Genomic DNA, 18900 nt, shown 5'->3' on the forward strand with positions numbered 1-18900 from the left:
TTAGAAAAGTTACTGTATATTAAAATAAATAAAGTGAATTAAAAAATCAAAGATGAAATACTTTGATTTTTAATTAATTATGCAAGATTGAAAAAAAATAATGCAAAAAACAGAAAATCGTATTATAATTAAATTAAATTCAAATGACTGATAATCTGTAAATAAAGAAAAGTTATTGGGAAATAATTTTGTGTTATTTTATAAAATTGAAAAAAATGAAATAAATCATGCAAATACAATTAAAAGGGGGAACCAAATATGTGTGTGATAGATAAGATAAAAGAAAAAGAAATAAAAATTGTAGATACTACTCTTAGAGATGGTGAACAAACTGCTGGAGTTGCTTTTGCTAATCATGAAAAAGTGACTATAGCTCAAACTTTAAGTGATATGGGAATTGATCAATTAGAAGTTGGAATACCTACAATGGGTGGTGATGAAAAGGAAACAATAAAGGCAATATGCAAGAGAGATTTAAATTCTAGTATTATGGCTTGGAATAGAGCAGTTATTACAGACATAGAACAGTCAATTGACTGTGGTGTTGATGCAGTAGCCATATCTTTATCTGTTTCAGATATTCATATTGAGCATAAACTTAAAAAATCTAGGGAATGGGTTTTAGATAATATGTATAATGCAGTAACTTATGCAAAAAAAAATGGGTTATATATATCTGTTAATGGAGAAGATGCTTCTAGAGCTGATACAGATTTTTTAATTGAATTTATTAATTTAGCAAAAGAAGCAGGAGCAGATAGATTTAGATATTGTGATACAGTGGGAGTTATGGAACCTTTTACAATAAGAGAAACAATAGAAAAAATACACAAGTCTACAAACTTTGATATAGAAATGCATACACATAATGACTTTGGCATGGCTACAGCTAATGCTATAGCAGGAATTGTAGGAGGGGCAAATCACATAGGAGTAACAGTTAATGGTTTAGGAGAAAGAGCAGGAAATGCTGCCTTGGAAGAAGTTATTATGGCCCTAAAATTTGTTTATGGGTATGAAACTGATATTGATACTATAAGATTTAGAGAAATTTCAAAATATGTTTCTCAAGCCTCTGGCAGACAGCTACCTGATTGGAAAGCTATAGTTGGAACAAATATGTTTAGACATGAATCAGGAATACATGCTGATGGTGCAATGAAAAACCCTAAAAACTATGAAGCTTTTGATCCAAGTGAGGTAGGTTTAGAAAGACAAATTGTAATAGGAAAACATTCAGGCAAAGCTGCCGTAGTTAATAAGTTTAAAGAATATGAGATAGAGCTTTCTAAAGAAGAATCAGAAGTTATGCTAGAACTTATAAGACAAACTTCTGTTAGAATGAAGAGAAATTTATTTGATAAAGAACTTGTGGAAATATATAAAGATTTAAAAAATAATAGAAGTGTTATTTAAGTTTAATGAATTTTATTAGTGAATATGGGAGGATATACAGTGGGAGATAATTTAACGTATAAAATATTAAAAAAGCACTTAGCAGAAGGAGATTTAATACCAGGAAATTTTGTATCAATAAAAATAGATCAAACTTTAACTCAAGATTCAACAGGTACAATGGCTTATTTGCAATTAGAAGCTATGGATATTGATACGGTAAAAACTAAAAGAAGTGTGGCCTTTGTGGATCATAATATGTTACAACAAGGATTCGAGAATGCTGATGATCATAAGTATATTCAAACAGTTGCCAAAAAACATGGAATATATTTTTCTAAACCAGGTAACGGAATATGTCATCAAGTCTTCTTAGAAAGATTTTCCACACCAGGAGATACATTATTAGGATCAGATAGTCATACACCAACGGCAGGCGGTGTGGGTATGATTGCCATTGGAGCTGGTGGATTAGACGTAGCCATTGCTATGGCAGGTAATGCTTATAATATTAAGGCGCCAAAAGTGGTGAAGGTAAACTTAATTGGAAGACTTCCATACATGACTTCATCTAAAGACATTATATTAGAAGTATTAAGACAATGTAGTGTAAAAGGCGGAGTAGGAAAAGTATTTGAATACAGTGGTGAGGGAGTAAAATACTTATCTGTTCCACAAAGGGCTACAATAACAAATATGGGTGCAGAACTTGGTGCTACTACTTCAGTTTTCCCAAGTGATGAAAAAACTTTTGAATTTTTTAAAGCACAAGGAAGAGAAGGTGATTATAAAGAATTAGGTCCTGATGAAGATGCTACATATGATGAAGAGATTACAATAAATTTAAGTGAGTTAGAGCCATTAGCTGCTATTCCTCATTCTCCAGATAATGTAAAAAAAGTAAAAGATTTGGGAAAAATACAAGTGGATCAAGTAGCAATAGGAAGTTGTACTAATTCATCTTATGAAGATTTAATGAAGGTATCACAAATTCTAAAAGGTAAAAAAGTTCATGAAGAAGTAAGTTTAGTTATAGCACCTGGTTCTAGACAAGTAATGGAGATGTTATCTAGAAATGGAGCTTTAGGAGATATAATTAGTGCTGGGGCAAGAATACTGGAAAACTCATGTGGGCCATGTATAGGTATGGGTCAATCCCCAGGAACAAATAGTGTATCTCTAAGAACATTTAATAGAAACTTTTATGGAAGAAGTGGAACTCTATCATCTGATATATATTTAGTTAGTCCTGAAGTAGCGGCAGTATCAGCTATAAAGGGTGTGCTTACAGATCCAAGAGAAATGAAAGTTGATTTTAAAGATTTAGATATTAAGAAGTTTATAATAGATGATTCAATGATAATTAGTCCTGTGGAAGATTTTGATAAGGTGGAGGTAGTAAGAGGACCAAATATAAAACCTTTCCCTTTAAACACTGCTTTAGGAGAAGTAGCAAATGGAAAGGTAGTATTAAAAGTTGAAGATAATATAACAACTGACCACATTATGCCATCAAATGCAAAATTATTACCATACAGAAGTAATATACCTTATTTATCTAATTATTGTTTTAATACTGTAGATGAAGAATTTCCTCAAAGAGCCATAAAAAATAATGGCGGCTTTATAGTTGGAGGAGATAATTACGGTCAAGGTTCTTCAAGAGAACATGCAGCACTAGCTCCTTTATATTTAGGTATAAAAGGAGTATTAGCAAAAAGTTTTGCAAGAATCCACAAAGCTAACTTAATCAATAGTGGAATAATACCGATGGTATTTGAATGTGACGAAGATTACGAAAAAATAAGCTTAAAAGATGAGTTGGAGATATGTGATTTATATAATGGTTTAATAGAAAATAGAGTGAAAATAATAAATCATAGTAAAAATGAAAGTTTTTATGCAAGAGCTGAATTATCATCAAAGGAAGTGGAAGTTGTAAAAGCTGGAGGAAAATTAAACTATACTAAAAATTTACTTGAAAAAGAAACTTGCTAAAATAATAATTTTATATAAAGAAAAAACCTTAATTATATGAATGAGAGGAATTTTACTGGAGGAGATAGTAAAATGTATAAAGTAACGTTAATACCAGGAGATGGAATAGGTCCAGAAGTTACAAAAGCCATGGTTAAGGTTGTAGAAGCTTCAGGCGTTAAAATAGAGTGGGAGGAAGTAGAAGCTGGTGAAGCTCTTATTGAAAAATATAATACTGCCATTCCAAATCATGTTATAGAATCAATAAAAAAAAATAAAATTGCAATAAAAGGTCCAATCACAACACCTATAGGGAAAGGGTTCAAAAGTGTAAATGTTACTCTAAGACAAAGCCTTGATTTATATGTAAACTTAAGACCTATAAAAAGTTTTAAAGGCATAAAATCAAGATACGAAGATGTAGATTTAGTGATTGTAAGAGAAAATACAGAAGATTTATATGCAGGAATCGAGCATAAAATAGGAGACTATGGAGCAGAAAGTATAAAACTAATAACAAAGCCAGCATGTGAAAGAATTTGTGAATTTGCTTTTCAATATGCGAAAAACAATAATAGGGAAAAAGTAACAGGTGTTCATAAAGCAAATATAATGAAGCTTAGCGATGGATTATTTGTAAATACTTTTAAAGAAGTTAGTGAAAAATATGATGTAAGTGCAGATGATTTAATTGTAGATGCAGCTGCTATGAATCTTGTTTTAAATCCAGAAAAATATGATGTAATGGTAATGCCTAATTTATATGGTGATATACTATCTGATTTGTGCTCAGGTTTAGTCGGTGGACTTGGAATAATTCCTGGTGCAAATATAGGTAAAGATTATGCAATCTTTGAAGCGGTACATGGCTCTGCACCACAAATTGCAAATCAAAATATAGCTAACCCTACAGCCATAATTCAATCGGCTATTATGATGTTAAAATACTTGGGAGAAGTAGAATATGCTAAAAAAATAGAAAGAGCTTTAGAACGAGTATTTTTAAAAGGAGAAAAGCTGACAGTAGATTTAGGTGGAAATGCCAGTACAGAAGAATTTACAGAAGAGATAATTAAGTATTTGTAGTCCTGAATAAAAATTCTTTCATAAAATATGGAAGAATTTTTATTTTTATACTATTATAATTTTAAAATCAAGTCAAACTTTAAAGGGGTGTAAGATGTTTTTAACAGTTTTAGTTGATAACAATACTATAATTGATGAATATTACATAGGAGAGCCAGGTCTTTCTTTTTATATTGAGGATGAGGATATAAAAATATTATTTGATTGTGGATACTCAAATGTATTTATTGAAAACATGAAAAAATTAAATTTAAGCACATATAATATTGATGTTTTGGCAATTTCCCATGGACATGATGATCATGTGGGCGGAATTAAATACTTAGCACAGGAAAAGTTAAATCCAAGTCTAAAAATAATTGGACATAGTTTAGCATTTAATAAAAAAATAAAAAATAATCAATGTATATCATCACCTTTAGATATAAATGGAATGAAAAATATGGGAGAAGTTCAATTAAGTAAAGGACCTATTAAAATAAGTGAAAACATTTATTTTTTAGGAGAAATACCAAGTACTATGGGTTTTGAACCTAGGCATTCTATTGGAGAAATAGAAATAGATAATAAGTATGAAAAAGATTTTATTTACGATGATACAGCATTAGTTTATAAAGGAAAAGAAGGTTTATTTATTATTACTGGATGTTCTCATAGTGGAATTTGCAATATAGTAGAATATGCTAAAAAAGTATGTAATGAAAATAGTGTGATTGGGATAATAGGGGGAACTCATTTGCGTGAATATAATGATAGAGCCAATAAGACTTTAGAGTATTTTAAAGATAATAATATTAATAAACTATATCTTGGTCACTGTACATCTTTTGAGGTAAAAAGTTATATTCACAGTAGTATTCCTATAACAGAAGTTGGTGTAGGTTTAAAATTAGAAATTAATTAATTATAGTAATAAAGCCATTGGTTTACTACACAATGGCTTTATTAAATTTTACAAAAATAAAAAAAATATTATGTTAAGAAATTAATATAGACTTAATTCAATACTAAAACTTATAATATAATAAGATATGTAGAACGTACTACTTTTTGTACATGGGTTATAAATACCTAGTAGGAAATAATTTTGAAATTAAAACATATAAAATAGGAGTAAATATGAAAGAAAAATACTATGATAAACTATTAAATATAAATACAATAGGAAATCAAAACTGGAAAAAAACCTCAACTCATAATCATCCTTATGAGCCGACATTATATATAGCTTTGGAAGAATTATTTCAAAACTATAAGTTAAAAGAAGATGATCATATAGTAGATTTTGGATGTGGAATGGGAAGATTAATTTTTTATATAAATTATCATTTCCAATCTTATGTAAAGGGTGTTGAAATTAATGAAAGATATTATGAAGAAGCTTTAATAAATAAGATTAACTATGAAAAGAAAAATAAAAAATATATGGAAAAAATAAATTTTTGCTGTGATTTAGCACAACAATATGAAATTTCCTATTTAGATAATAAGTTTTATTTCTTTAATCCTTTTTCTATTCAGATTTTTTCAAAAGTTATTGATAATATATTGGAGTCTTATGAAAATAATATGAGAGATATGGATATAATTATGTATTATCCATCTAGCGAGTATCTAGATTTTCTAGATTACAAAACACCATTTATATTGAATAAAGAAGTTAACTTAAAAGAGTTATACGAAAAAGATCCTAGAGAAAAGTTTGTTATATATAGTTTAAAATGCTAAAGTTATATTATAGAAGTTTTATAATAATATTTATACTCGAGGGGTAGTTATGGGAAAAGAATCAAGATTTAGGTTTATTTTTCGCACTATATTACTAATTATATTTATTATATTATTTATAATAGGTAAAGATAAAATAATAAGCATATTAAACTACGAAATAATATATAGCATAAAAATATATCATTTAATTTGGTTATACTTAATGTTAGAAACAGTAATTTTAATTATTCCATATACGAATAATCATTCTTATAATGGGAAATTATTTTTAAAACATTATAGACCAGTAGATAACTATGACGAGAAAAAGTTACAAAAATACATAAAGAAAAATAATAAGCATGCTAGAAGTGTATTTGTGGCATGGATAGTCTTAAATGTGGTATTATTTATAATCTATTATAATTACAACCTAAGTACACCATATATATTTTTAATTTTTATGATTTATTATTGGACTGACATGTTTTGCGTTAATGTGTGGTGTCCTTTTCATAAATTATTCTTTAAAAGTAAATGCTGCAATGAATGTAGAATATATAACTGGGATCATGTTATGTTTTGTACGCCCTTATTACTTATAAAAAGTTTTTGGTCTTATAGTTTATTTTTACTATCTTTCTTTGCATTTATTCAATGGGAATATATGATAAAAAAACACCCCGAGAGATTTTCACCTTCGACAAACAAAAAACTACAGTGCAAAGATTGCGATTACAATTGTAGATTTAATAAAATGAAATACTTAAGAAGTAAAAATTATATTAGTAAAAAAGAGGTTTAAAATGAATATAAAAAAGACAGCATTAATAACAGGAGCTTCAAGAGGAATAGGAAGAGAAATGGCAAAATTATTTGCTAGGAATAATTATAATGTAGTTATTAATTATAATTACTCAGAAAAAGAGGCACAGGAGTTGCTTGAAGAGCTTACAAATGAAAATTATAGTGTTAGAATTTTTAAGGCAGACATTTCAAATATTAATGAAGCAAATGCTTTGGTAAACTATACTATTGGTCAGTTTGAAAAAATAGACGTATTAATAAACAATGCCGGTATTAGTAAATATAATCTTTTTACAGATATAAGCTATGACGAGTGGCATGATGTAATGAATGTGAATTTAAATTCTGTTTTTTATGTTACAAAAAAGGCATTACAATATATGTTACCAGAACACAGTGGAAAAATAATTAACATATCATCTATTTGGGGGCTGGTAGGTTCTGCCAAGGAAGTTCATTATTCAACATCAAAGGCAGCAATTATTGGAATGACAAAAGCACTAGCAAAGGAACTGGGACCATCTAACATACAAGTAAATGCTATAGCCCCAGGTGTTATAGAAACTGATATGATGAAAGATGCGGATAGTGAAATAATAGAAATGTTAAAAGATGGAACACCTCTTATGAGAATTGGAAAACCTATAGATATAGCTAAATGTGCTCTATTTTTAGCCAGTGATGGAGGCGACTTTATAACAGGTCAAGTAATAAGTTCCAATGGAGGATTTGTAATAAACTAAACTTGGGAGGTTATTATGAGTAATTTGGATTTTATTTACAAGAGAAAAAGTGTAAGAAAGTTTAAAGATGAAATGGTTCCAAAAGAAGACATTGATAAGATTTTGAAAGCGGCAACTTTTGCTCCCTCAGCTAGGAACCGTCAAAACTGGCACTTGTAGTGATTAGAGACAAGAATAAAATTAATGACCTTGCACAGGATATTAGTAACAAAGCAGATGAATACATAAATAAACTAGATAATGAAGATATGAAAAATGATTTAAAAAGAATGATTTCTTATTATACTATTTTCAAAAATGCACCAGTTTTAATTTTAATTTATGGCAGTGGATATGAAAATGATGCTTATAATATGCAAAAGTATTTGGGTGAAGATGAAGAAAAGCTACAAAAATTACTATTCCCAACTGCTCCAATACAAAATGTATCGGCAGCCATGGAAAATTTATTACTTGCTACCAGTAATATGGGATATGGAACATGTTGGATGACTGGACCTATATTTGCAGTTGATGTTATTGAAAATCATATTGATTTCAAAAAAGAAGGATATGAATTAATTGCAATGACGCCACTTGGTGTGCCAATAGGAGATAAAATAATTCAACCAATGAGAAAGCCATTGGAGGAAGTAGTTACATACTTATAAAAATTTCCTTACTCCATGTTGCAAACTAGGTGCCTTATCTACCCTGTATTGCTCAAATAAAATTACAACTAAAGGAGAATAAAAATGACAAATTTTATAAACAAAGAAAAAATATTTGCCAATGCTACTAAACTGGCTGAGATTTTATTAGCGAGTGAAAATTACTCTGATTTTCATGAAAGATTAAGTAATAGTGATATTAAGTATAATGAAAATAAAACTTATGAAGTAGCACCAAGTGGATTTATTGATTTTAATCATCATTTATATGAAGATATTAATCATATGAATTCTATTAGTACAGGTTTGTATTTAGAAAAATCTTTTATAACGTTTAATATATTTATATGGACTTCTAGAGGTGAAGGATTTGCCATATTTAAGCATATACTTCGTGGTGAAGAAATAAATAAGCTGAAAAATATCGATGACGTTAAGGAGTATCTATTTACGCATTTAAATGAATTGGAAGAAGGTATAATGAAGACTTATAACAATGATATGAAGAAATCTTTGGAGGACTTTGGAAGTGGGATTGAGGCGAAAAGATTACCTCTACCTAGTATCTTAGGATGTATGAGTATAGAAAATAATTTGCAAGATTTTAGATAAATATTTATGAAAATAGCCAAGAATTTTCTTGGCTATTTTTAATATAATTAATTTTTCACATTAATAAATTTTATGTGATTTAGTTACAGAAAAAAATTAAAAATAATAATAAAATGTACTCATTGAGTAATTAAATAATAAATCATTAGGAGGAAAAACAATGGGATTTTTATCAGTACTATTTGGAAATAAAAATGTTGAAAAAGTTAATGGTGAAGAATTAAACCATATGATAAAAAATAATAAAAAATTATTAATTTTAGACGTGAGAAGTTCAGGAGAATTTAGAAATGGCCATATACCAAAATCAAAAAATATACCGGTTCAAGAAATAACCTCAAAAATGAACACCTTAGATTTATACAAAGATTCTGAAGTAGTCGTATATTGTGCATCAGGCGCAAGAAGTTCTAGTGCAGCAAATATTCTTGCAAAAAATGGGTTTAATAAGATACATAACTTAGGTGGAATCGGTAATTATAAAGGAAAACTGAAATAATGAATAATATAAAAAAAATTATTAGCGCTGACGTTTATTTATAATTGCTATTGTAATAATGATTTTAACTGGTATGTTTAAAGTTTTGATTCTTAATCAAACTCCACCTACTACTACTTTGATAAATAAACCTATTTAGTAATTACGATGGTTAGAATAAATAGACATTACAATATGGTTAAAGAAAACCTAGAATTAAAAACTAGTGGTAAAGAATTAATTGACAGTAAGAGAAACTTTAATCATATTATTGTCCCTATGGCAAGTTTTAATATAACTTTTATAAAAGCTTTAAATTGTGCAATTACCATAGGTGATTATGTGGAAGTAATTCATATTAGCTATGATAAGGAAGAAACTAAAAAAATAAAAGATAAATTTGAAAAATTAAATTTAGATATACCTTTAGTAATAAAGCATACTCCCTATAGAAATGTTATAAAAACTTTAATAGATTATATCGATACTGTAAAAGAAGAGGAAGATGAGTAACATTTGAAGCAGGATGTCCAATAACTGGTATGGCTCAGTACATGGCAATTGGTTTTCTTATCTTGCAGTAGAAGTACCAGTAAATAGGCATCAAATGAATGGTTAGGAGAAGTTGACGATGAAATATACAAAAAACTTAAATAATTAAAAAGTAAAAGGAGTATAAATAGATTGTCACAGTGAACGATTTATACTCCTTATATTTTGAAGCTAGTTATATATTTTTAGAATAAAAACTCCACCATTAAAGATACTCCATATTCTTTGCAAATAGATTTTATACCTTCAGAAATCTCATCTCTAGAATAATCATTTGACTCTAAATAATCATCACCAAAATCATTAAGATACAAATAAAACGACATTGCCATTTCAAATTGTTTCATGTCAGAAGTATTTATTTCATCAAATAGTATGTCTTCAGCATCATTTATCCTCCCTTGATTTACAAGTTCTAATAACCTTACATATAAATAATCTACTCTAGAATATGCGTCCTTTTCTGGAAGCTCATATTCTATCTCACTTTTACTAAGTACAATATGAGCAATAGATTTAACTAAATCTTTTACCATTCTTAAAATATAATCTTTTTCTAATTCCATATATTTCACTCCTATTTTTATATCTATAAATATTATTATTATCACTTTAAATAAAATTGTATCATAATAATAAAATTCATTCTATTTTTATAAAATATTATACTCTTATAAGAAAAATTATTAAAGTAAATATTTGAATACTATCTATTTATAGTGAAAAAAATATATGTAAATAAGTTTTTAAGGAGATAATTATGAGAATTAGATTAGGGTATGTGGCAATTGCATTAAATCTGAAAAATATTACATCTTCAAGTACAGTAACTTTTGCCAATTATAATAAATTAAAAAGTGAAGATGAAAAACTTAGCAAACTAAAAAGAGTTACATTTTCTAATATAGATGATTTGGAGAAAATATTAAAATATAATATTGAAAATAATATACATTTTTATAGACTAACTTCAAAACTAATCCCTTTATCTACTCATCCTGAAGTAACTTGGGACTATGAGAATTATTTTAGCAAAGAATTAAGGGCAATAGGAAAGATAATTAAATCATCTAACATGAGAGTAGATGCTCATCCAGATCAATTCAATGTAATAAATAGTGTTAAAGATAAGGTAGTAAAAGATACCATAAGAAATCTTAATCATGCAGTGGATTTATTTGACCTTATGAATTATGATGAGGGGAAATTAGTAATTCATATAGGAAGTTCAGTTGGAGGAAAAGAAGATAGTATACATAGATTTATTTCAAACTATAAAACTTTTCCAAGAAGAATAAGAGAACGATTAATTTTAGAAAATGATGATAAGGTATTCACTGCCAAAGATGTGTTTAGAATTTGTGAGGAAATAGAAGTACCTATGGTACTAGATGTACATCATCATAATTGTAAAAATAATGAGGAAAATATGAAAGATTTGCTTCCTCATATATTTTCCACATGGGATAGTGAAAGTCTACCGCCTAAAATTCATTTTTCTAGTCCAAAAGAAGGTAAGCTAGATAGAAAACACGCTGACTATATAGATGTTAATGATTTTTGTGGATTTTTAGATTTAGCAAAAGAAAATGTAAATAGAGATTTTGATGTTATGATAGAAGCAAAAAAGAAAGATCAAGCAATTTTAAAATTGATGAGGAATCTAAGAAAAATTAATTATAATTGCAAGTTTATAGATAATAGCACAATATAAATATAATAATATTCCTAGTAGGATATAATATATTTATATTATTAATAGTAAAACCGTAAAACACTACCTATAAAGAAATTCGTGATTTTTGTAGATAGTGTTATATATATTTTGTTTTAAAAGCTAAAATTCGCTATGCTCATGGCGCCAACGAGATATCCTTGCTCTCGCTTCGGATATCTCCGTTACTTAAAATTCTTATCTTAATTGCCTATAGCATAAACGAGTTTTGAAGATTATTTATTTTTTAAAAAATTCTATTAAGATTATAGCACTCATCTTCCATTAGATTTTCTAGAACCATTTTTATCTTTTCAATTTCTTGAAGACTTATCATTTTCTCTTCTAAGCATATGCTTTGTTCAAGAACTTCAAATGATGCAAATATTTCATTGAAGTAGCCATGATTTATTAGTTTATACCATATATTCTTTTCTTCATCCAAATCCATTTTAGTATCTTTCAAAATATATGAAGCTTGTTCCCATTTATCTTCTTTTATTTTTTCTTCTATAACATTGATTTGATTTATATAATTTGATGAAAACTCATTGATTTTCTCATGATTGAATAATCCTAATATGATGAACACTATGGTCCATGCAATTACAAAATAAGAGGATTTCATAAAAATTCACCTCACTCATATTTTTTTTGAATAAATATTTTGTCATATTCATCTAATACACAAATAAGAACATCTTTAACATCATCTATATGATGAGATTTGAGGATATTTAATAACCATTCATCACCTTTATCAATTAGTTTTAAATTGTTTTTAAGTATTTGACCGTCTTGTATTAATGATATGGGAAGATGATTATACTCTCGACTTGGCGTAGTATTATAAGTTGTTGTTGGAACAACGCTCAAGTTGCCGTCGGTTTCTAGTATGGCATACTGAACATATTTAATGTTAAAATATCCTTGTACACGAAGTTGTTCTAATAGTTCATTAATAGTTATCTTTTCTTTTTTTAGTGCATTATAATCTATTTTGCCTTTATTAATTAGTATAGAAGGTTTACCTGATACTACTCTTCCTATAAACTTTGATTTAAGGCCTAAAATAGAGATTAATGTTTGCATAAACACTAAACCTGTCAGGGCAGCTATTCCATAAAGCATGGGAATATCATTGTTTTCCATGGGCGTTGATGCTACTTCTGCTATTAATAAAGTTATAACTAAATCAAAACAATTCATTTCTGCTATTTCACCCTTACCCATAATCCTTAAGGAAATCAATACGGCAATGTATAGTATTATACTTCTAATAAATACAACTAACATATTTTCACCCTCCTTGCACAGTATAATAATTTAGTATTTGTAAATTTAAATGCTTTATGTATAATTTAAGTAGATAGAAAAAACTATGCTTAAAAGGGGGATAAAATGGTCAATAGTATTAATATGAAAGAAACTGTTGAGGATGCAAAATATATATTTAATAATGGTTTTGCATGTTCAGAATCTGTTATTTATGCAATTAGGAAAAACTTTCACCTAGACTTATCTGATGATGTGATAGCTATGTCGTCTGGATTTCCTTGGGGGCTAGGTAGAGCATATTGTATATGTGGAGCACTGGCTGGTGGAACTATGTGTCTTGGATACTTCTTTGGAAGAAGAGAGCCTAATGATCCTAAAATTAATAAATGTTTTGATTTAACAAAGGAATTTAGTGATGCTTTTGTCGAGTTTGCAGGATGTCAATGTTGTGGGAAGATAACAGAAGGACTTAATAGAGAGCACAATGGTCACAAAAGCAAATGTACTACTATAGTGGCCATGTCAACGCAAAAAGTCTGTGAGATTGTATGTAGAGAATTGGAAATAGAAATTATAGACAACTAGATACAGGAATTTAAAGAAGTAAGTACATTGTCTTTAGAATAAATTTACATAATGATTAAAATATAGTAATTTGGCTAAAGAATATTACTAAAGCACTAGGGTACACATACTAGTGCTTTTTACTAGTATTTTTAACAAAAATTATGATATAATTAAATTTGCATTATTTACTAAGGAGGAAGACAAATGGGAAAAAGAAAACAAGTTCAAGTTCCTGTGGAAAAGATAGAAGAGCAAAATAGATTTATTGAAGCAATTGTAGAAAAAAATAATAGATATTTTGCTATAAATAAAAGAAAACCAAAATATATGATTACGACTTTTGGATGTCAGATGAATGAACATGACTCAGAAAAACTGGCTGCAATGTTAGAGGCTATGGGCTACGAGCCTACATTAATGACAAATGATTGTGATTTAATAATATACAACACTTGTGCAGTAAGAGAAAATGCTGAACTTAAAGTTTATGGTAATTTAGGTCACTTAAAATTAGCTAAAAGAAAAAATCCAGATTTAAAAATTGCAGTATGTGGATGTATGATGCAACAGCCTCATGTAGTTAAAGAAATAAAATCTAAATATAAGCATGTGGATTTAGTGTTTGGTACACATAACTTATACAAATTCCCAGAATTGTTAACGGAGACTATGGATAGTCATACTACATTAGTAGATGTTTGGGATGTGGATGGAGAAGTTGTTGAAGGACTTAGAAGTAGTAGAAAATTTGAGCTTAAAGCATTCGTTAATATAATGTATGGATGTAATAACTTCTGTACGTACTGTATAGTTCCTTATACTAGAGGTAGAGAAAGATCTAGAACTCCACAAGACATAATAAACGAAATAAAAGAATTAGTAGCAAATGGTACTAAAGAAATAACACTACTTGGTCAAAATGTTGATTCTTATGGAAAAACTTTAGAAGAACCTATAGCATTTGCAAAGCTTCTTAGAATGACAAATGAAATAGAAGGATTAGAAAGAATAAGATTTATGACTTCTCATCCAAAGGACATATCTGATGAAGTTATATACGCTATGAGAGACTATGACAAAGTATGTGAATTTTTACACTTACCAGTACAATGTGGTAGTTCAAAACTTCTTAAGAAGATGAACAGACACTACACTAAAGAAGACTATTTAAGAATAATAGAAAAAGCAAAAACTGAAATACCAGATATTGCTCTCTCTACTGATTTAATGATAGGATTCCCTGGTGAAACAGAAGAAGACTTATTAGATACTATAGATGTGGTTGAAAAGGTTAAATACGACAATGCATTTACATTTATATATTCTAAAAGAGAAGGTACTCCAGCAGCTAAGATGGAAGATCAAATTCCAGAAGACGTTAAACATGAAAGATTTAATAAAGTTTTAGCCAAAGTAAACGAAATACTAGCAGATCTTAACAAAGAATATATAGGTAAAACAGTTGAAGTTTTAATTGAAGGAAAAAGCAAAACTGATGATACTAAATTTACAGGAAGAACTAGACAAAATAAACTAGTAAACTTTTCTGTGAAAAATCCAGAAGAAAATTTACTTGGAAAATTAATGAATGTAAAAATAAATTCAGCTACAACATTCTCACTAGCTGGTGAAGAAGCTTAACATGAAAATGTGCAAAATTATTAAATTTTGCACATTTTTTATTTGTAATTATTAAGCTTCTTTAATTATAATTTTTCAGACTAACTTTAATAAATAGTGGAGAAAATTTTAAGGAGGCTACGCCTTCAGCCAAAAAATATATTTAAATGTTATATTTTTTATTAAAGTGTACACAATTAAGGTGTGAAATTTAGAAAGGAAAAATTATGAAATGTACTTTTTAGAAAACATTACAGTATATGTTATACCATCATTATTAGTCTGTAGTATATATAATAAAATAAATGAAAAAAGAATTTTTAAAAATAATAAATCAACAATTATATATAAATGTATACTTATTTTAATGACAATATACATTAGTATACTTTTAGCATATTTGATTTCACCAATATATGGTTTTACTTTTGAAATTAATTGGAGTAAAAACTTGAATATTAATCCTTTTAGAATTTTTAATATACTATTTGAAAAACCAAAAACCTTATTAAAATATATTATTACATTTTTTACCTTATGGTTTTTTATTGCCCCTAATATGCAAAAAAAATTAACACAAGTTTTAAAGCAATTTTAAGTGGTGTAATTTTATCTTTTTTTATAGAAATATTTCAATTATTTTTATACAAAGGGACTGATATAGATCATATGATTTTAGCTTCTGTAGGTACACTATTAGGTTATCTTGTATATAAATTTTTATCATATAAATTTGAAATTAAGATGATAAAAATATTATCTATAGCAAAAGTTGTAATGAAAAAATTGCACCTGCCAGCACTGCTAAAATGATTACAGCTGTTACAGTACTAGATTACTGTAACATTAATGAAAGAGTTAAAGTAGGTGACGAGATTAAATTTGTATTTAGTGATGCGTCAAGAGCAGGGCTTAAAAAAGGTGATGTAGTGACTATAAAGCAACTACTAGATGGTCTATTACTCCCTTCGGGTAATGATGAAGCCTACGTCTTGGCAAGTTATACAGGTGAAAAAATATCTACTAGAGAATTATCAATAGAAGAAGCCATATCAAATTTCATGATTTATGCTAATAAGAAAGCAGTTTCAATTGGAGCAATAAATTAAAATTTTATTAGACCGGATGGATATGATACAAATGGGCAATATACTACAGTCAAAGATTTAGCTTGCATAGGTGATGAAGTTATGAAGTCAAAAATATTAAGTCCCATTGTATCAAAATATAAATTGAATTATAAGTACCCTGATGGTAGGGAAGTTAGATATGAAAATACAAATGAGCTAATAAACACATATAGTGAATATTACTATTCTAATATTAAAGGTTTAAAATTAGGAAGTTCATTAAATGCTGGTAAATATTTAGTTTCTGCTGCAGATATAGACAATAAAACTTATATTTGTGTTGTAATGGGATCTACAAATAAAGGAAGATGGTTAGACAGTTTATGTTTATATCAAAGTATAAAATAAGGCCTATAATATTTATGAGGCCTTAATTAGTTTTTATAAAGTTCAAAAAATTTTCTAAAATCCTAGCCGTTATACCCCAAATAACATAATCCTTATATTCATAAAACCAAACAGGATATTCACCTATTGCAAATTCATATTTTTCTTTATTAGGTATTTTTTCATAAGGAAAATTTTCATTTGGAACTACTTTTACATCATTTGTATAAATATTTGCATCGTAATTTATTAAATAATCAATTGGAACTAAAAATATATGATCAACTTCATCCTTATTAATATTTAAGTTTCTTATGTCTTTAATTTCACCTAAATAAGGATGGATTATTAAATTTGCATGTGATACATAAATATCTAAAGGAGATATAATATTAATGTTATCTTCATTAGTTCCTATTTCTTCGCAAGTTTCTCTTATACAAGCTTCTTTTGGAGTTTCATTTTCTTCAATTCTTCCTCCAGGAAAGGAAATCTCCCCAGGCTGATGCCTCATTTTCTTTGATCTTAGCTCAAACAAAATAGAGTATTTTCCATTTTCTTTTACTAGCGGTATTAATACAGAAGCACGCTTCATGTTTTCATAACCATTTATATAGGGCTGATAATTATTAAATTTGTCAATTATGTCTTTCAAAATAAAGCCTCCTAAAATTAAACATATTATTAATATAATACTATAATAACATTATAGAGTTAAAGATATTAAAAAAATTTATGCTATACTAAAATAATAGTGCTAAGTTAACGGGGGGATTTGATGGATAAAATTAATAATATATTAGAAGAAATAAAACTTCCTGAAATTATAAAAGTAAAACAAATATTTGATAAAACAAGTATTAATAACGTGGAAGAAGAGATAAGAAAATTATTAAATGAAGAAAACTTTAAAAATAAAATTAAAAAGGGAAAAACTGTTGCTATTACAGGGGGAAGTAGGGGAATTAGTCATTACAAAATCATAATGAAAACCATAGTTAATTTTGTAAAAGACAAAGGTGGTATTCCATTTATTGTTCCAGCAATGGGTAGTCATGGGGGAGGAGATGCAAAAGGACAAAAACATATTCTTGAAAAACTTGGAATTACAGAGGAAAATATGGGATGTGAAATAAAGTCTTCTATGGAAGTAGTTGAAATAGGAAGAACAATAAAAGGTTTACCTGTTTATATTGATAAAAATGCTTTTGATGCTCATGGGCTAATACTTGTGAACAGAATAAAGGCACATACTTCATTTAGAGGTGAATATGAAAGTGGTCTTGTTAAAATGCTTGCAATAGGACTAGGAAAAAGAAAAGGTGCAGATATTACTCATTCCTTGAGATTTGAAAAAATGGCTGAAAATATTTTAGAGTCAGCTAAAGTATCTCTATCTAAGCTAAATATATTATTTGGAGTTGGCACAGTAGAAAACGCCTATAATGATGTAGCCCATATAAATATATTAAATAAGGATGAAATTCTTACAAAAGAACCATTATTATTAGAAAAATCAAAAGAGCTGATGGGGAAATTATATTTAGATAATATAGATGTATTAATAGTAAAAGAAATTGGCAAAAACATAAGCGGTACAGGTATGGATACAAATATTATAGGAAGATATCATACTAAAGCTGCATCAGGAGGTCCGAATATAACAAAAATAGGTGTATTAAATCTAAATAGTAGCTCAAATGGAAATGCTAATGGAATGGGTTTAGCAGACTTTATAAGTGAAAAGTTTTATAATAATATTGAGTTTGAAAGTACATATTTAAATGCTATAACTTCCACAGAGCCAAATAGTATCAAGCTTCCTATGGTTTTAGAAAATGATAAATATGTATTTAAAGCTTGCGCTAAAACCTGCGGTGTTTTAAACTTCAAAGATATTAAGTTAGTTATTATAGAAAATACTAAAAATTTGAATGAAATATATATGAGTAGAGAAGCATACGAAAGTATAAGTGAAGATAAAATGGTTGAGGCTAAGGGAAGTTATTTTGAAATAAAATTTGATGATAATGGTAATTTCATTATATAAAATGTTAAAAGTATATTAAAATATTAAATTATTGTAAAATACGTTAAAATGTTGTTAATATACGAAATATTAATCCACTATATAATATAATAAAATAAAAAGGAGTGGATAGTATGACTACTACAGCTTGGATATTTATGGCAACAGCTTTTGTTATAATTGGAGGAGCAGCAGGATTATCTCTTAATAAAATATTAAAGAGTA

General features: G+C 27.8%; 19 protein-coding genes and 2 pseudogenes. 17 read left to right on the forward strand and 4 right to left on the reverse strand.

What is annotated here, in order from left to right; translation table 11 throughout:
* The first annotated feature begins 258 nt into the window (after positions 1–258).
* From nifV to K0039_RS09565, 11 genes and pseudogenes are all read left to right on the forward strand, one after another.
* The gene (nifV, locus tag K0039_RS09515) at positions 259–1416 is read left to right on the forward strand and encodes a homocitrate synthase (protein ID WP_228104818.1); all 1158 of its coding nucleotides are present in this window, start codon (positions 259–261) and stop codon (positions 1414–1416) included.
* Positions 1417–1455: 39 nt separating this feature from the next.
* The gene (locus K0039_RS09520) at positions 1456–3393 is read left to right on the forward strand and encodes an aconitate hydratase (protein ID WP_228104819.1); all 1938 of its coding nucleotides are present in this window, start codon (positions 1456–1458) and stop codon (positions 3391–3393) included.
* Positions 3394–3465: 72 nt separating this feature from the next.
* Positions 3466–4458 (forward strand): isocitrate dehydrogenase (NAD(+)), encoded by a 993-nt coding sequence (locus K0039_RS09525; protein ID WP_228104820.1) that lies wholly within the window; start codon positions 3466–3468, stop codon positions 4456–4458.
* Positions 4459–4552: 94 nt separating this feature from the next.
* A complete protein-coding gene (locus tag K0039_RS09530; RefSeq protein WP_228104821.1) occupies positions 4553–5362 on the forward strand; it encodes an MBL fold metallo-hydrolase in 810 nt (269 codons plus the stop codon).
* A gap of 215 nt (positions 5363–5577) precedes the next feature.
* Entirely contained in the window at positions 5578–6186 is a 609-nt protein-coding gene (locus tag K0039_RS09535; RefSeq protein ID WP_228104822.1) for a class I SAM-dependent methyltransferase, read from the forward strand.
* Between the two features lie 49 nt (positions 6187–6235).
* The gene (locus K0039_RS09540) at positions 6236–6973 is read left to right on the forward strand and encodes a hypothetical protein (RefSeq protein WP_228104823.1); all 738 of its coding nucleotides are present in this window, start codon (positions 6236–6238) and stop codon (positions 6971–6973) included.
* 1 nt (position 6974) lies between these two features.
* Positions 6975–7718: an elongation factor P 5-aminopentanone reductase gene (gene ymfI / locus K0039_RS09545; protein ID WP_228104824.1), complete on the forward strand. Its 744-nt coding sequence runs from the start codon at positions 6975–6977 to the stop codon at positions 7716–7718.
* A 72-nt stretch (positions 7719–7790) separates the two neighbouring features.
* Positions 7791–8368, forward strand: a pseudogene (locus K0039_RS09550) (nitroreductase family protein).
* An 84-nt stretch (positions 8369–8452) separates the two neighbouring features.
* On the forward strand, positions 8453–8980 hold the full coding sequence (locus K0039_RS09555) for a hypothetical protein (protein WP_228104825.1): 528 nt from the start codon (positions 8453–8455) through the stop codon (positions 8978–8980).
* A 160-nt stretch (positions 8981–9140) separates the two neighbouring features.
* Complete coding sequence (locus tag K0039_RS09560) at positions 9141–9479, forward strand: rhodanese-like domain-containing protein (protein WP_228104826.1); 339 nt, start codon at positions 9141–9143, stop codon at positions 9477–9479.
* A gap of 147 nt (positions 9480–9626) precedes the next feature.
* Positions 9627–9971, forward strand: a complete 345-nt coding sequence (locus tag K0039_RS09565; RefSeq protein ID WP_228104827.1) for a hypothetical protein — start codon at positions 9627–9629, stop codon at positions 9969–9971.
* 224 nt (positions 9972–10195) lie between these two features.
* On the opposite strand, the gene K0039_RS09570 is transcribed toward K0039_RS09565, so the two are convergent.
* Complete coding sequence (locus K0039_RS09570) at positions 10196–10576, reverse strand: DUF6483 family protein (RefSeq protein ID WP_228104828.1); 381 nt, start codon at positions 10574–10576, stop codon at positions 10196–10198.
* 194 nt (positions 10577–10770) lie between these two features.
* Between K0039_RS09570 and uvsE the strand changes: the two genes are divergently transcribed.
* Positions 10771–11724: a UV DNA damage repair endonuclease UvsE gene (uvsE, locus tag K0039_RS09575; protein WP_228104829.1), complete on the forward strand. Its 954-nt coding sequence runs from the start codon at positions 10771–10773 to the stop codon at positions 11722–11724.
* Between the two features lie 247 nt (positions 11725–11971).
* Here uvsE and K0039_RS09580 read toward each other — a convergent pair whose 3' ends face one another.
* Positions 11972–12352: a DUF4363 family protein gene (locus K0039_RS09580; RefSeq protein ID WP_228104830.1), complete on the reverse strand. Its 381-nt coding sequence runs from the start codon at positions 12350–12352 to the stop codon at positions 11972–11974.
* An 11-nt stretch (positions 12353–12363) separates the two neighbouring features.
* Positions 12364–13020, reverse strand: a complete 657-nt coding sequence (locus K0039_RS09585; RefSeq protein ID WP_228104831.1) for a DUF421 domain-containing protein — start codon at positions 13018–13020, stop codon at positions 12364–12366.
* A gap of 105 nt (positions 13021–13125) precedes the next feature.
* Here K0039_RS09585 and K0039_RS09590 point away from each other — a divergent pair, with 105 nt between their 5' ends.
* From K0039_RS09590 to K0039_RS09600, 4 genes and pseudogenes are all read left to right on the forward strand, one after another.
* Entirely contained in the window at positions 13126–13587 is a 462-nt protein-coding gene (locus K0039_RS09590) for a C-GCAxxG-C-C family (seleno)protein (RefSeq protein WP_228104832.1), read from the forward strand.
* 186 nt (positions 13588–13773) lie between these two features.
* Positions 13774–15210: a tRNA (N6-isopentenyl adenosine(37)-C2)-methylthiotransferase MiaB gene (miaB, locus tag K0039_RS09595; RefSeq protein ID WP_228104833.1), complete on the forward strand. Its 1437-nt coding sequence runs from the start codon at positions 13774–13776 to the stop codon at positions 15208–15210.
* A 549-nt stretch (positions 15211–15759) separates the two neighbouring features.
* The gene (locus K0039_RS23870) at positions 15760–16002 is read left to right on the forward strand and encodes a VanZ family protein (protein WP_369123851.1); all 243 of its coding nucleotides are present in this window, start codon (positions 15760–15762) and stop codon (positions 16000–16002) included.
* Positions 15948–16667 (forward strand): annotated as a pseudogene (locus K0039_RS09600) (D-alanyl-D-alanine carboxypeptidase family protein). The gene K0039_RS23870 and the pseudogene K0039_RS09600 overlap by 55 nt, the downstream one beginning before the upstream one ends.
* A gap of 22 nt (positions 16668–16689) precedes the next feature.
* Here the strand turns inward: K0039_RS09600 and K0039_RS09605 are convergent.
* A complete protein-coding gene (locus K0039_RS09605) occupies positions 16690–17301 on the reverse strand; it encodes an NUDIX hydrolase (protein WP_265589452.1) in 612 nt (203 codons plus the stop codon).
* 123 nt (positions 17302–17424) lie between these two features.
* Here K0039_RS09605 and K0039_RS09610 point away from each other — a divergent pair, with 123 nt between their 5' ends.
* Positions 17425–18696, forward strand: coding sequence for a nickel pincer cofactor-dependent isomerase, group 22 (locus K0039_RS09610; protein WP_228104834.1), 1272 nt, complete (start codon positions 17425–17427; stop codon positions 18694–18696).
* Positions 18697–18900: the final 204 nt, after the last annotated feature.

It is taken from the genome of Terrisporobacter mayombei, from assembly GCF_020748465.1.
GTDB lineage: Bacteria > Bacillota > Clostridia > Peptostreptococcales > Peptostreptococcaceae > Terrisporobacter > Terrisporobacter mayombei.

Excerpts from the sequence above, each read along its gene's own strand:
- nifV (WP_228104818.1), top strand. The coding sequence starts at position 259 with ATGTGTGTGATAGATAAGATAAAAGAAAAAGAAATAAAAATTGTAGAT.
- K0039_RS09525 (WP_228104820.1), top strand. The coding sequence starts at position 3,466 with ATGTATAAAGTAACGTTAATACCAGGAGATGGAATAGGTCCAGAAGTT.
- K0039_RS09530 (WP_228104821.1), top strand. The coding sequence starts at position 4,553 with ATGTTTTTAACAGTTTTAGTTGATAACAATACTATAATTGATGAATAT.
- K0039_RS09535 (WP_228104822.1), top strand. The coding sequence starts at position 5,578 with ATGAAAGAAAAATACTATGATAAACTATTAAATATAAATACAATAGGA.
- K0039_RS09540 (WP_228104823.1), top strand. The coding sequence starts at position 6,236 with ATGGGAAAAGAATCAAGATTTAGGTTTATTTTTCGCACTATATTACTA.
- ymfI (WP_228104824.1), top strand. The coding sequence starts at position 6,975 with ATGAATATAAAAAAGACAGCATTAATAACAGGAGCTTCAAGAGGAATA.
- K0039_RS09555 (WP_228104825.1), top strand. The coding sequence starts at position 8,453 with ATGACAAATTTTATAAACAAAGAAAAAATATTTGCCAATGCTACTAAA.
- K0039_RS09560 (WP_228104826.1), top strand. The coding sequence starts at position 9,141 with ATGGGATTTTTATCAGTACTATTTGGAAATAAAAATGTTGAAAAAGTT.
- K0039_RS09565 (WP_228104827.1), top strand. The coding sequence starts at position 9,627 with ATGGTTAGAATAAATAGACATTACAATATGGTTAAAGAAAACCTAGAA.
- K0039_RS09570 (WP_228104828.1), bottom strand. The coding sequence starts at position 10,576 with ATGGAATTAGAAAAAGATTATATTTTAAGAATGGTAAAAGATTTAGTT.
- uvsE (WP_228104829.1), top strand. The coding sequence starts at position 10,771 with ATGAGAATTAGATTAGGGTATGTGGCAATTGCATTAAATCTGAAAAAT.
- K0039_RS09580 (WP_228104830.1), bottom strand. The coding sequence starts at position 12,352 with ATGAAATCCTCTTATTTTGTAATTGCATGGACCATAGTGTTCATCATA.
- K0039_RS09585 (WP_228104831.1), bottom strand. The coding sequence starts at position 13,020 with ATGTTAGTTGTATTTATTAGAAGTATAATACTATACATTGCCGTATTG.
- K0039_RS09590 (WP_228104832.1), top strand. The coding sequence starts at position 13,126 with ATGGTCAATAGTATTAATATGAAAGAAACTGTTGAGGATGCAAAATAT.
- miaB (WP_228104833.1), top strand. The coding sequence starts at position 13,774 with ATGGGAAAAAGAAAACAAGTTCAAGTTCCTGTGGAAAAGATAGAAGAG.
- K0039_RS09610 (WP_228104834.1), top strand. The coding sequence starts at position 17,425 with ATGGATAAAATTAATAATATATTAGAAGAAATAAAACTTCCTGAAATT.